General features: G+C 62.2%; 13 protein-coding genes and 1 tRNA gene. 8 read left to right on the top strand and 6 right to left on the bottom strand.

Annotated elements, in window-relative coordinates; genetic code table 11:
• Position 1: 1 nt before the first annotated feature.
• The 5 genes from ACYQ3M_RS10220 to ACYQ3M_RS10200 are packed head-to-tail and all read left to right on the top strand — an operon-like array spanning position 2 to position 5,296.
• The gene (locus ACYQ3M_RS10220) at positions 2–1,129 is read left to right on the top strand and encodes a glycosyltransferase family 4 protein (protein ID WP_460035980.1); all 1,128 of its coding nucleotides are present in this window, start codon (positions 2–4) and stop codon (positions 1,127–1,129) included.
• Complete coding sequence (locus tag ACYQ3M_RS10215) at positions 1,126–2,145, top strand: Rpn family recombination-promoting nuclease/putative transposase (RefSeq protein ID WP_460035979.1); 1,020 nt, start codon at positions 1,126–1,128, stop codon at positions 2,143–2,145. The genes ACYQ3M_RS10220 and ACYQ3M_RS10215 overlap by 4 nt, the downstream gene beginning before the upstream one ends.
• Positions 2,146–2,151: 6 nt before the next feature.
• The gene (locus tag ACYQ3M_RS10210; RefSeq protein WP_460035978.1) at positions 2,152–3,420 is read left to right on the top strand and encodes an oligosaccharide flippase family protein; all 1,269 of its coding nucleotides are present in this window, start codon (positions 2,152–2,154) and stop codon (positions 3,418–3,420) included.
• The gene (locus ACYQ3M_RS10205) at positions 3,417–4,193 is read left to right on the top strand and encodes a class I SAM-dependent methyltransferase (RefSeq protein WP_460035977.1); all 777 of its coding nucleotides are present in this window, start codon (positions 3,417–3,419) and stop codon (positions 4,191–4,193) included. The genes ACYQ3M_RS10210 and ACYQ3M_RS10205 overlap by 4 nt, the downstream gene beginning before the upstream one ends.
• Complete coding sequence (locus ACYQ3M_RS10200) at positions 4,190–5,296, top strand: glycosyltransferase (RefSeq protein ID WP_460035976.1); 1,107 nt, start codon at positions 4,190–4,192, stop codon at positions 5,294–5,296. The genes ACYQ3M_RS10205 and ACYQ3M_RS10200 overlap by 4 nt, the downstream gene beginning before the upstream one ends.
• Here ACYQ3M_RS10200 and ACYQ3M_RS10195 read toward each other — a convergent pair.
• From ACYQ3M_RS10195 to modA, 5 genes are all read right to left on the bottom strand, one after another.
• A complete protein-coding gene (locus tag ACYQ3M_RS10195; RefSeq protein WP_460035975.1) occupies positions 5,285–6,136 on the bottom strand; it encodes a glycosyltransferase family 2 protein in 852 nt (283 codons plus the stop codon). The genes ACYQ3M_RS10200 and ACYQ3M_RS10195 overlap by 12 nt on opposite strands.
• 4 nt (positions 6,137–6,140) lie before the next feature.
• The gene (locus ACYQ3M_RS10190; protein WP_460035974.1) at positions 6,141–7,166 is read right to left on the bottom strand and encodes a glycosyltransferase family 4 protein; all 1,026 of its coding nucleotides are present in this window, start codon (positions 7,164–7,166) and stop codon (positions 6,141–6,143) included.
• Between the two features lie 222 nt (positions 7,167–7,388).
• Positions 7,389–8,492, bottom strand: a complete 1,104-nt coding sequence (locus ACYQ3M_RS10185) for an ABC transporter ATP-binding protein (RefSeq protein WP_460035973.1) — start codon at positions 8,490–8,492, stop codon at positions 7,389–7,391.
• Positions 8,474–9,148, bottom strand: a complete 675-nt coding sequence (modB, locus tag ACYQ3M_RS10180; RefSeq protein WP_460035972.1) for a molybdate ABC transporter permease subunit — start codon at positions 9,146–9,148, stop codon at positions 8,474–8,476. Before modB ends, ACYQ3M_RS10185 begins: the two co-directional genes overlap by 19 nt.
• Positions 9,145–9,903: a molybdate ABC transporter substrate-binding protein gene (modA, locus tag ACYQ3M_RS10175; RefSeq protein ID WP_460035971.1), complete on the bottom strand. Its 759-nt coding sequence runs from the start codon at positions 9,901–9,903 to the stop codon at positions 9,145–9,147. Before modA ends, modB begins: the two co-directional genes overlap by 4 nt.
• 43 nt (positions 9,904–9,946) lie before the next feature.
• Between modA and ACYQ3M_RS10170 the strand changes: the two genes are divergently transcribed.
• Complete coding sequence (locus ACYQ3M_RS10170; protein WP_460035970.1) at positions 9,947–10,231, top strand: oxidative damage protection protein; 285 nt, start codon at positions 9,947–9,949, stop codon at positions 10,229–10,231.
• Between the two features lie 36 nt (positions 10,232–10,267).
• Positions 10,268–10,340, top strand: a tRNA-Phe gene (locus ACYQ3M_RS10165).
• 36 nt (positions 10,341–10,376) lie between these two features.
• On the opposite strand, the gene ACYQ3M_RS10160 is transcribed toward ACYQ3M_RS10165, so the two are convergent.
• The gene (locus ACYQ3M_RS10160) at positions 10,377–11,099 is read right to left on the bottom strand and encodes an SDR family NAD(P)-dependent oxidoreductase (protein WP_460035969.1); all 723 of its coding nucleotides are present in this window, start codon (positions 11,097–11,099) and stop codon (positions 10,377–10,379) included.
• A gap of 268 nt (positions 11,100–11,367) precedes the next feature.
• Here ACYQ3M_RS10160 and ACYQ3M_RS10155 point away from each other — a divergent pair, with 268 nt between their 5' ends.
• Positions 11,368–12,552, top strand: coding sequence for an NAD(P)/FAD-dependent oxidoreductase (locus ACYQ3M_RS10155; protein WP_460035968.1), 1,185 nt, complete (start codon positions 11,368–11,370; stop codon positions 12,550–12,552).
• Positions 12,553–12,734: the final 182 nt, after the last annotated feature.

Raw genomic sequence — 12,734 nt, 5'->3', positions numbered from 1 at the left:
CATGCGAACCCTGCTGCTGACCCGCAACTTTCCTCCCCTTTGGGGCGGCATGGAGCGGCTCAATTGGCATCTGGCAGCGGAGCTGGCCCGGCGCGGTCCGGTGCGGGTCGTTGCCCCGAGCGGCGCTGCGGCACATGCGCCTGCGGGGGTGGAAGTCGCCGAGGTGCCCGGCAAGCCCTTGTGGCGGTTCCTGAGCGCTGCCTTGCGGGTGGGGATGCGGGAGGCCAGGCGCTTCCGTCCCGATGTCGTCCTGGCCGGCAGCGGCCTGACCGCGCCCATGACGCTGGCCGCCGCTCGAAGCGGTGGCGCGCTGGCGGCCGCCTACGTCCACGGCCTGGATCTGACCGTACGCCATCTTGTCTACCGGGCGCTGTGGCTGCCTGCCATCCGCCGCTTGGACCGGGTGATCGCCAACAGCCACGCCACCGCAAATTTGGCCCTTGCGATCGGAGTTGCCGAACCGCGCCTGACGATCGTCTACCCGGGCGTCGCCCTCCCCGCATGGGATGAAACAGAGCGGCGCGCGCTGCGCCAACGCTTTCGCGCCGAACACGACCTGGGGGAGCGGCCGCTGCTCTTGTCGGTGGGACGGCTCACCGCCCGCAAGGGGGTGGGCCGCTTCGTGCGGGAGGTGCTGCAGGCCATCGCGCGGGAGATACCCGAGGTTGGTTTGGTCATCGTCGGCGATGTCCCCAAAGAGGCGCTTGCCGCCCGTACGGAAACCCCGGCCATGATCTTGGAGGCGGCCAAAGCGGCGGGGGTGGCGGAGAACGTGCGCATCCTTGGCTTCGTGCCAGAGGCTGTACTAAAGGCGGCGTTTTTTGCCGCCGATGTGCACGTCTTCCCGGTCCGCCATCTTCCGGACGACCCGGAAGGCTTTGGCATGGTCGCGGTCGAGGCCGCGGCGCACGGTTTGCCTACGGTGGCTTATGCCACCGGCGGGGTGGTGGATGCTGTGGCGGAGGGAATCTCCGGGCGCCTGGTGCCGCCGGGGGATGGGGCGGGGTTCGCCCGGGCGGTCATCGAGGTGCTGAAGCGGCCGCCGGCTGCCGAGGGCATCCGGGAATTTGCGGCCCGTTTCACCTGGCCCCGGTTCGGGCAGGCGGTGTTCGAGGCGCTGCAGCCATGAAGGTGCCGGCGGGCTACGACGAACTCTACAAACGCCTTTTCGCCCACCCCGAGGTGATGGGGGAACTGATCGAAGGGTTTCTGCCTTCCGGGCTGGCGGCGTTGTGCGAGCGGGAGAGTCTGGTGCGGGAGGAAGGATCCTTCGTCACCCCGGCGCTGTCGCGGCGGGAGTCGGACCTGATCTGGTCGGTGGCGCTCAAGGGTGGATGCGGGCGGCTGTATCTGTACGTGCTGCTGGAATTCCAGTCCAATGTGGATACGGCCATGCCGGTGCGGATGCTGCAGTACGTGGCCGCGTTTCTCCAATCGCTGGTGGAACAGAACCGGCTGGTGGAGGGAAAGCTGCCGCCGGTGTTGCCGGTGGTGCTCTACAATGGCGATGTGCCCTGGCGGGCGGCGGACTCGGTGGCGGGGATGCGGGTGGACGGGATCCCGGAGGCGGTGCTGGCCTATCAGCCGCAGCTGCGTTTTTACCTGATCGACGAGACCCGGCTACCGCCGGAGGCGCTGGACCGGGATTATCTGACCGCGCTCCTGTTCGCCATCGAGCAGAAAGGCGATTTCGAACAGGCGCGGGTGTTGATGCGCAAACTGGCGCGGACGCTCAAGGCCCATTACCGGGAGAGCGCCGCGTTGCAACGGGAGCTGACCGAGCTGATGCTGGTTTTGTTTGACAAACGCTTTCCCGGTTTTGGTGAACAAAACGACGACATAGGAGATTTGGACATGCTAGCGACACGTGTGGAGCAATGGTATCAACAGGCCTTGCAGAAAGGCAGGGAGCAAGGGATGGAGCAAGGGATGCAGAAGGGCATACAGCAAGGCATAGCCGCCGAGCGGCGCTTGCTGCTGCGCCTGATCAGACGGCGCTATGGTGAGGGCTATGCGGTAAAAGCCCAGGCGTTGTTGGAACGGATCGATGACTTGGAGCGGCTGGCCGAGATCGGCGAGTGGATCATCGAGGAGGATAGCGGAGAGGCCTTTCTGACCCGGTTGGAAACAAGCATCGGAGAATAGCCTCAGGTGGCCGTCGCTGCTCTGAAAAACTACCGGCCCGGCAAGCTGGCGCGTGACACCGTGGTGTTGAGCGTGGGCTTGGGGCTTCGCGCTGTCGCCCAGGCCGGGGTGTTCCTCATCATCGCCCGGCTGCTGGGAAGCGAGGGGTACGGGGCATTCTCGGCGGCGCTGGCGCTTGCCGGCGCTTGGGGCTGTTTCGTTGGCCTTGGGGGGCAGGCGATCCTGATCCGCGACGTGGCCCGCGATCCGGCCCGCTTCGCCCAGAGTTTTGCGGCGAGTCTGGCAATCCTGGGGCTGAGCCTTCCCCCCATCGGCGGGTTTTATGTTCTCAGCGCCCATTGGCTGCTTCCCGAACTCCCCTGGCCGCTGCTGGCCGGGGTGGGATTGGGGGAGCTGGTCTTCCTCCCGCTCGTCAACCTGGTGGCCTGCGCTTATCAGGGCTTTGAACGCATGGGGCGCTCGGCGCGGATTCAGCTGGCACCGGTTCTGACCCGGTTGGCGGGAGCCGGGTTGCTGGTGGCTGCGGCGTTCCGGTTTGGGGGTACAGACGATCTGCTGCTGGGGTGGGCTGGGCTTTATGCGGCGGCTTCCGGGCTGGCGGCGTGGTACGTGATCGCGGTGGCGCGCCGCGACCTGGGCGGGCCGGTATGGGCGGGGTGGCGGTCCTTGCGCGAACACCTGCGCGCCGGCGTGCCGTTCGCCTTTCTGGGCAGCGCCCACAAGCTCTACGTGGACGCCGACAAGTTTTTGCTCGCCAACCTTTCGACCCTGGAGACGGCGGGGATGTACTCGGCCGGCTACCGGTTCGTGGATCTGGCGTTTCTGCCGCTGTATTCGCTGCTGAGCGCGGCTGCGCCCCGCCTGTTCCGCGCTGGCGCCGGGGGGACTGCCGGGGCGCTCAAGGGCGTCACGTCCCTGGCGCTGCCGGCGCTCGGTTACTGCCTTACGGTCGCTGTCGGCCTCACCCTGCTGGCGCCGTATCTGCCCTGGCTGTTGGGGCGTGACTACGAGGATGCAATGACGGTGGTGCGGTGGTTGGCGTGGTTGCCGCTGGCGAGTCTGCCTAAGTTGCTGCTTCATTATGCTTTGGCGACCAGCGATGCGCAGATGCGGTGTATGGCGGCGCTTCTTGGGGGGGCGCTGTTGAACGCCGGATTGAACGTCTGGTGGATTCCGCTATGGGGTTGGCAGGGAGCGGCTTTAGCGACCTTTGTGGCCGAGGGGGCAATGGCAGTTTTACTTTTGGGCTTGATGATTTGGAGTGAGAAAAAATGAATAGTCGTCGCGATCCGTCCCATGAATTGTTTCAAAACTATGCCCGCCATTATGCTGCTATGGGAGAAGGACGGGGAGGAAGGCAGCGATTGCCGGATGATTTGGAACGGCTCAAACGCGATCGTTTGCCGCGCTGGATCGACGAGATTCCAAAAGAGGCACGGATTCTGGATGCCGGCTGCGCCCAGGGCCATCATTTGGAAGCCTTGCGGCGGGTGGGATTTACCAACCTGACCGGCGTGGAACTTTCCGAACAGCTTCTCAGCGTGGCCAGGCAGAGACTGCCGCAGGCGCAATTGATTCAGGCCGACATCCGGGAGTGGTTGCCGCAAGCGCCGGCGGAGTCCTTTGACGTCGTGTTTTTCCACGACGTGCTCGAACATCTGCCGCGCGAGAACACCATCGAGGTGCTGCGCGGGTTTTACCGTTTGCTCGCGCCGGGTGGTCGGCTCAGCGTGCGGGTACCAAATATGGGTTGTTTGACAGCATCTTTTCATATGGCTATCGACTTTACCCATATCACCCACTTTACCGAGTTCTCGTTGCTTCAGGTCTTGGAGGCAGCCGGTTTCGATCCCGATAGGATCGAATTCGAATCCCAAGCGCCTCGGCTGTTTTGGTCCTGGCGCAGACCTCATCGGGCGGTTTTTCGACTGCTCAATCGCGGGAGGTGGCATCTCAATCGCCTAGCGCATCAGGCGCTGTATTTGCTGGTGGACTTTCTCGCGCCAACTCAGTTCGATCCCAATCTCATCGCTGTGGCCCGCAAATGAAACCCCGCCTGCTGTTCATCCTTTCCGATCTCGGCCCCGGCGGGGCGCAGCCGATGAACGTGCGCCTGGCGCGGCAGCTGCAAAACCGGGGCTGGCCGGTGCGCTTGGTCACCTTGTTTAAACGGCCTTGGTTCGAACCGCTCGATGCCGCCGGTCTAGAATTGATGCGTCTGGATGCCCAAGGGGTAGGAAAACCTCTAGTCGCTTTGCGGCTGGTCCCCCTGGCAAGACAAGCTGACGTCGTCATCGGCGGTGTGGAGGATGCCGCTACCAATTACGGCTGGCTGGCGGCGAGAGTGGCGGGAAAGCCGTTTATCGCCTGGACCCATATCGCGTTTCATGAGCATATCAAAGGGCTTGGACCGGTAGACCGCTGGCTGACCTATACCGTGCGTCGGCGGGTTCGATGGACAGTGTTTCCTTCGCGCGGCGCTTTGAGTTCTTTGCGCCGGCTACTAGGCAAACAACCTCAAGGTGCTAATTGGATGGTGATCGAAAATTTCCTCGATCCCTCGCCCAGCCCGAGGCCCTGTCCTCCCGACGCGGAGCTGTTCGCCAAGCCCGTGGTTTTGGGCATTGGTCGCCTAGTCGGCCAAAAAGCCTTCGACCGCCTGATCCGTGCTCACGCCGCTTTGCGGGCCAAAGGGCTGGACCATCACCTGGTGATCCTGGGCGAAGGACCGGAGCGCTCGAAGCTAGAAGCGGAAATTCAGCGTCTCGGAGTGGCCGCAACGGCTTTCTTGCTCGGTCACGTGACGAACGTGCAAGACTGGCTTGCCCACGCGACAGTGTTTGCGATGTGCTCGCGTTACGAAGGTTTTGGATTGGTTCTGTTGGAAGCGCTGAGCTGTGGCGTGCCGGCGGTGGCGATGGATTGTCCGAGCGGACCAGGGGAGATTTTGCAGGAAGGTTGGGCGAGCCTGCTCACGCCCGATGGCGACGAGGTAGCTTTTCAGGCGGCGCTGGAAAAGCTTTTGACTTCGCCGGAGCTGCGCAGGACTTACGCCGAACGCGGCTTAGAACGGGCGAAATACTATTCACCGGAGCGGATCATTCCCAAGTGGGAGGCGTTGCTTGCGCAGGTGGCAAGCTCAGGGCGATAAAGAAGCGATATTCGCCAGGCGGCAACCTGCGACCAACGCCTTGAGCGGCACCAGACTGCGGTAGCGCAACGTCCGCACCAACGTGCGGACCGGCAAAGTCAGCAAGCGCCCTAAAAACAATAGGCCGCGATCTAGGCGGTTGCTTGCCAATTTGCCGATCAGGCGGAGATGACTTTCCACCAACCGGGTCTCATAAAAAGATGTTCCCATCCGGCTGGTGGCGCTGCCTTCGTGCCGGACCTTGGCAGATGGAACATAGATCATTCGTGATGATCCTAAACGCCACCCCAGCTCGACATCCTCGCCGTACATAAAGAAGTCCTCGTCATAAAGCTCGCCTGGGTAGCGTTCCGGCGCGATGAGTTGGCAGCAACCGCTGGCGTAGGGAAAACTACCCGGCAGGGCCTGGGTAGTGATCAACGCCAAGATGCGGTGGTAATAAACCGTGCCAAAGGCGCGGCCGCCGTGGTCGATGGTCGGATAGGCGAGCACGGCGTCGGGATGGGAAACAAGCGCTTCAGTCAGACGTTTCAGACTGCCAGGGAGCAGCACGGCGTCGTTGTTGATGAGCAGCACCCAGGCGCTGGGATATCGTTCTTGAATTTGCGCCAGGCCGCGGTTGACCCCGGCGGCGAAGCCCAGGTTGACGGGACTTTCGTGGATCGTGATCCTCGGTTGATCTTCCAACATCTTGCGCAGTGTGGATGCGGAGATTCCATCGTCTGACGAATTGTCCCAGATGAGCACCTGCTCGATTTCCTCACTCAATAAGCTCTCGACACACCTACGGGTAAGTTCGGGATCACGGTAGTTGAGGGTGAGGCCGATGACAGGTGGCATGGCGTTATTTCTCGATGGCGGTGATTTTCTGATAAGACTCGATCCAGCGGTCAATCTGCTTGCTCGCGTCGAACCACGCAGTGACGCGCTGCCTCGCTGCTCGCCGCATCATCCGCCACCGGGTAATATCGGTTGCCAGCGCGCGCGCCGCCTGGACAAATGCCTCGATACCATCCACTGGGCACAGCAGGCCGGTCACGCCGTCTTCGACCACCTCCGGCAGCGAAGCCGTATCGGCAGCGATCACCGGCAGACCGCAGGCCATCGCTTCCAGCACCGTAAGCGGTAGCCCCTCCAAACGGCTGGGAAACAGCAGCGCGTCGGCCTGCTGGTAAGCAGCGACCAGCGCCGAACCGGAGAGCCGCCCGAGATTGCGGCAGTTCGGCGGCAGTGGGTAGCGTTCGTGCGCGCCGTTGCGGTCGGCGGTGTATGCAAGCTCAAAGTCTTTGCCAAGCGCCTGCATGATGGGAGCCAAGAGGTCAACGCCCTTCCGCGCATTCCAATTCCCCACGTAAAGCAGCCGAAACGGGCGGTGGGGGGTTGCGCGCTCGGTAGGGTGAAAGCAGGCGGTGTTCACGCCGTTGTAGATGGTCTCGATGCCTTGCAAGCCAAACGCCGCTTCGGCTGCGCGGGCGGTGTAGCGGCTCACGGCGACAATCCGCGTTGCGCGGCGCAGGTTGGCGGCCTCGACTCGCTTGATCCAAGCGGCGTGGTAGAACCGCTGCGCAGGTTTTTTGTAGGGGGTGAGCGCCGGATCGTGCACACACGAATGGAGCGTGCTCACCACCGGTAAATGGCGCGGTACGAAATGCGGATGCAGCCAAGAGTTGACGTGGACGATGTTCGCCCATCTTGGCGGCTTGGGCACTGGCACGCTCCAGGGCGCGTATTCGGCGCGCAGCGGCAGCCAGGTGATTTCGGCGCGGAAGCCGCGTTCGTTGAGTCCGGCGCAGAGGCGCTCGGTGAACACGTCGGCGCCGCTTCCGGCGCGTACGGCAGGGAACCAGACCGCCGGTTGGTTCTGGGTCATGTCCGTTTTTCCAGCCGATAAATCAACGTCGGATTGACGTAGCCGAACCAATCCAAAATTTCCGCTTTGACCGCGGTGCGGATCGTTTCGATTTGGGCGGAGGTGAGAGGCATGGCGAACGACTGAATTTACAGCCTTAAAACTTTACTCAACTTTAGCACAAAAGCGGCCAAGAACACGGCTTTTAGTCCCTTTCTCTGACCTAAAACGCGGATGGCAGGGTTATCCAGGCTTGGGCATCAGGTGCAGGTATTTTTTAAGGAGCGACACGCCGATCGGCTCTCCTAGGCGCAACCGGTTGCGTTCGGCCACGTGCGGCGGCAGGTCCAGATACAGGCGCAGATCCGGGGCGGCATCCGGCGCCAAGATCACGTGGACGCGGCCGCTGTTTTGAACCAGTTCGACGATCTGCCCGCTCACCGGGTTCTCGCTTACCCCGCGCGAAGGGCGAAGGCGCGAGTGGAGGACGACGCCTGCGGGTGGAATGCACCAATCGACCCGTTCTCCTACGCTGAAGCCTTCTGGGCAGTCGATCTCAAGCCGCCCCCCGGCCCAATGCAGCCAGGCCGTCTGCGTCCTCGCATCGAGCGCGGTGAGGGTCCCCTCGAACAGATTGCGGATGTCCACCAATCTACCCACCTCGGCGCTGACCGGCCGCCGCATGACCTCTGCGGGCGGGCCTTGTTGCAGGATGCGGCCGCGATGGATCACCGCCATGCGATCGGCAAGCATCTCCGCCTCTTCCAGGTCGTGCGTCACCAGCAGGATGGGAAGCTCCAGGCGGCGCTTGAGCTCGGCCATCTCCAGCCGGAGGCGGCGCCGGGTCACCTGATCGAGGGCGGAAAACGGCTCATCGAGCAGCAACACCCAAGGATCGCGGGCCAGCGCCCGGGCCAGGGCGACGCGCTGCTTTTGCCCGCCGGAGAGGGCCGCCGGCCGCTGTTCCTCAAGGCCGGCAAGATGCACCAGTTCCAGCAACGCCTTCGCGCGCGCCAGGCGCTCGGCGCGGGGAAGATGGCGCAGCGGCAGCATAACGTTTTCCAAAGCGGTAAGATGGGGAAACAACGCGTAATCCTGAAACACCATCCCCACCCGGCGCGCCTGGGGCGGAAGGTCGATGCCGCGCCCGGTGTCCAGCCAGATCGCGCCATCTAAGGCGATCACCCCGCAGGCGGGCCGGTACAGGCCGGCGATCGCGCGCAAGAGAGTGGTCTTGCCGCTGCCGGAAGGCCCCACCAGGGCCAGCACTTCACCCGGGCGGCAAGTAAGCTTGGCATCCAAGGGGATAGGTCGATCCTGCCGAATGCTCAGGGACAATCCCGCCATTGCCGCAATTTAAGGGCGTAGGCCAACAGCAAGACGGCGAAGCAGAAAGCGACCAGCGTCAAAGCATAAACGTGAGCGGCAGCGTAGTTGAGCGCCGCCACCTCGTCGTAGATGGCGATGGATGCTACCCGCGTCACCCCCGGTAGACTCCCGCCGATCATCAAAACGACCCCGAATTCCCCAACCGTATGGGCAAAGCTCAGCACCGCCCCGGCCAATAGCGCCGGTTTGACGTTCGGCAACAACACGCGCCAGAAGGTTTGCCAGCGCGACAGTCCAAGCGTGTAGGCAACCTCCCTAAGGCTTTTCGGCAAGCTCTCAAACCCCGCTTGCACCGGCTGAACCTGAAACGGCAAAGTCGCGATGACCGATGCCACCACCAGCCCCTCGAAACTGAACACTAGCCTAAGCCCAAAAACCTTGTCCAAAAACGCGCCTAAAGCGCCTTGCGGGCTGAAGGCGACCAGCAGGTAAAAGCCCAACACCGTAGGAGGCAGCACCAAAGGCATGGCCAATGCCGCCTCCAACACCGGCTTTAAGCGCCCGCGCGAGGAGGCGAGCCAGTAAGCGATGGGCGTCCCCAAGAGCTGGAGCACAGCGCTGGTGACCCCTGCCAGCTTAAAGCTCAGCACCAAAGGCTGCCAGTCAAAGTTCACGGCAATTCAAACCCGTAACGGCGCAGGATCGCCCGGGCAGCGTCCGACCCCACAAACTCGGCAAAGCGCCTTGCAAGAGGGGACCTTTGGGCGCGTTTGAGGATCACATACCCCTGCTCCAAAGGCTCGTGCAGCTCCTCGGGCACGAGCCAATAGCGCCCCTTCGCCTGCAAATTTGGGCTCAAGGCCAGCGACAAGGCGATAATCCCCACCTCCGCCGAGCCGGTTTCGGCGAACTGGGCCGCCTGGGCGACGTTCTCGCCAAACACCAGCTTGGCCTTCACCTTAGGCCACACGCCGGCTCGCTCAAGAGCCTGCACGGCGCGCTGCCCATACGGTGCGTGGCGGGGATTGGCGAGGGCGATGTGGCCGATGTCGGGCTGGGCAAGGCGTTCCAAGTCCAACCGGCTGGCGTCGAGCACCGCACTCCACAGCACGATTCTGCCGCGGGCATAAAGGCGCACTGGCAAAGACAGCCCTTGTTCCTCGAGCAGCTTGGGAAAGCGCGCATCCGCCGCGAAAAACAAATCAAACGGCGCACCGCTTGCGATCTGTTCGTAGAGTTTGCCCGAAGAGCCGTAGATGACCTCCACTTTGGCGGAGGGATGCTGCGTTTCAAACGCGGCCACCAACTCGCTCAAGGCGTACTTGAGGTCAGCGGCGGCGGCGACGGCCAGTCGCGGAGACTGCTCCGCCGCCACGCCGGCAGCCAACAGCCACCCCATCAGCCCAAACCACTTGACGAATGCCCCCATTCTCTGAAATATACAAAGTTTGTCCCAACGCAAAGGCGATTTTATGCCACGCAAGATCCAGTGTAAAAGACTTGGAATCGAAGCCGAGGGCCTGGACAAGCCGCCCTTTCCCGGCCCGGAAGGGCAAAGGATCTACGAGAACATCTCCAAACAGGCCTGGGAGGAGTGGCTGAAAGTCCAGACCATGCTCATCAACGAGTACCGCCTGACCGTGTTTGAACCGGAAGCCAAGGAGTTTTTGGCCAGAGAACGGGAAAAATTCCTGTTCGGCGGCTCCACCGCCCTGCCTGAAGGCTACGTGCCGCCTAAAGCCGCCGAAGATTCTTGACACAAGCTAGCGGGATGGGTTTAATGTAGCGCTTCCGGCCAGGTAGCTCAGTCGGTAGAGCAGGGGACTGAAAATCCCCGTGTCGGCGGTTCGATTCCGTCCCTGGCCACCTTAAGTCAGCGCAGTCCCCCTGCCCTACAGGCGGTTAAAACAGCCTCCCCGGCACCTCGACGACCTGACCGAGAATCCCGCTGGCCTCGTCGGAAGCCAAAAACACCACCACCTTGGCGATTTCCTCGCGCTTGACCCAGCGCGCTAAGTCTTCGGCGCTGGGCTTCATCGAATCGAGGTTGTCCTTGGTATCGACTAACCCCGGGGCGACGGCGTTGACGCGAATGTTGTGCTTTCGCCCCTCGATGGCCAAGGTGCGGGTGAGCGCCTCAATGCCCGCCTTGGCGCAGTTGTAGGCGACCATCCGCGCGTGGGCGAGACCGGCGCGGGCGAAGTTGACGATCACTCCACCGCCTTGGTCCTGCATGGTCTTGAACACCGCCCTAGAGCACAAAAACGCGGTCAGAAGATTGTTGTTCAGTTCAGTGTGCCAATCCTCCAGAGTGTGCTCGGCGGCAGGTTTCACCCGACTCAAGCCCCCGGCTAAGTTGATCAAAATATCGATCCGGCCAAAGCGCCCTTTAGCCTGCTGGACCAAGTTTTCGACCTGGACCTCCTGGGTCAGGTCAGCGGCTACCGTCAGCACCTCGCCTGCAAGCGCCTGCACCTCTTTGGCGCGCGCTTCGAGGTTGGCGGCAGAGCGCGCCGCTAAGACCAACTTGGCGCCCTCGCGGGCAAACTCCTGAGCTACAACCTGGCCGATCTGGCCGTCGCGGCTGACGCCGGTGATGATGGCGACTTTTCCTTGCAGCTTCATAGCGACCTCCTCGCGTTTTAGGACGATCAGAGTTAAAAATACTCCTTTCTACTGCCCTAAGCAAAGCCGAGGTTGAACCGCCAAGCGATCCCTAGGTCGAAATTAATATAGTTCGGTAAACAAGGTACTAGGCTATGGGGGTTCAGCCGCGAGCACGCTTCCCCTCGCTATTTAGGCTTGGTGGAGGCGGTCCTTTTGGGCAGCCTGATCAATCTGATCCGCCAGAGGGCGGCCAGACAGACAAACTGCACCGCGAAAGGAGGGGAAAATGATCCACTATCATTATCTTATCGTCGGCGGCGGCATGACTGCGGATGCGGCCGTGCGCGGCATCCGCGCCGTCGATCCTGAAGGCTCCATCGGCCTGATCAGCTCCGAACTGTATCCGCCCTACAAGCGCCCGCCGCTTTCCAAAGGGCTGTGGCTGGGCAAACCCTTCGAGAAACTTTGGTATCGGACCGAAGAATGCAAGGTCGCGTTGCACCTTGGGCGCTTGGTCCGGACTTTGAACTTGTCTGAAAAATCGGTCACCGACGATCTAGGAGTCGTTTACCGCTTCGACAAGCTGCTTTTGGCCACCGGCGGCACACCTGTTCGCCTGCCTTTCGGCGAGGGCGAGATCGTTTATTTGCGCGATTTTGCCGATTATTTGAAACTTCGCGCCCTGGCTGAAAAACACCAGCGCTTTGCCGTAATCGGCGGCGGATTTATCGGTTCGGAGATCGCCGCTGCGCTCGCCATGAACGGCAAACAGGTGACTATGGTCTTCCCCGAGGAAAGCATCAGCGCGCGCCTGTTCCCCAAGGATTTGAGCCAGTTCTTAAACGAGTATTACACTCAAAAAGGGGTAGAGGTCCTGGCCGGCCGGCAGGTGACGGGGTTGACCCGGGCCGGGGAGCGTTGGGTGTTGACCGTGCGCAGCAGCAACGGCGGCGAAGAGCGCCTCGAGGCCGAAGCCATCGTCGCCGGGATCGGCATCCGTCCCAATACCGAGCTGGCCAAGCAGGCCGGGCTTCCGGTGGAAGACGGCATCGTGGTGGACGAGTATTTGAACGCCGGCCATCCCGACGTCTACGCCGCAGGCGATGTGGCCAGGTTCTACAATCCCCACCTCGACGCCAAGATTCGCGTCGAGCACGAAGACAACGCGCGCACCATGGGGGAAACCGCCGGGCGCAACATGGCCGGGGAGAAAAGACCTTACCATCACTTGCCGTACTTTTATTCTGACCTCTTCGAGCTCGGCTACGAAGCGGTCGGCAAAACCGACGCGCGCTTTGAGACGGTGGCGGACTGGCAAGAGCCGTACCGCAAGGGCGTGGTCTATTACTTGGAAAACCAGCGCGTGCGCGGCGTGCTGTTATGGAACGTCTGGGAGAAGGTCGAGGCTGCCCGCGCCCTGATCGCCCAAGCCGGACCTTTTAAGGCGCAGGACCTGAAAGGAAAAATCTAAGATAAAGACCCAACTTGCGGCCTAAAATTGCCCCAAGTTGGGTCTTGGTCGAAAGATCGCCCTATCTACCAGAGGCGATAGCTTGTCTGCCGGTCGAAATCTTGCCAGACGTATTTCGGATCGATCAAACTCTCGGTCGGTATGGGGCTGGAGAGCACATCCAAAACGCCCGTTGCGAGGCG

This window comes from Methylothermus subterraneus (genome assembly GCF_054656915.1).
The sequence above is the reverse complement of the archived record's forward strand: the minus strand, read 5'-3'. Positions and strand labels throughout refer to the sequence as shown.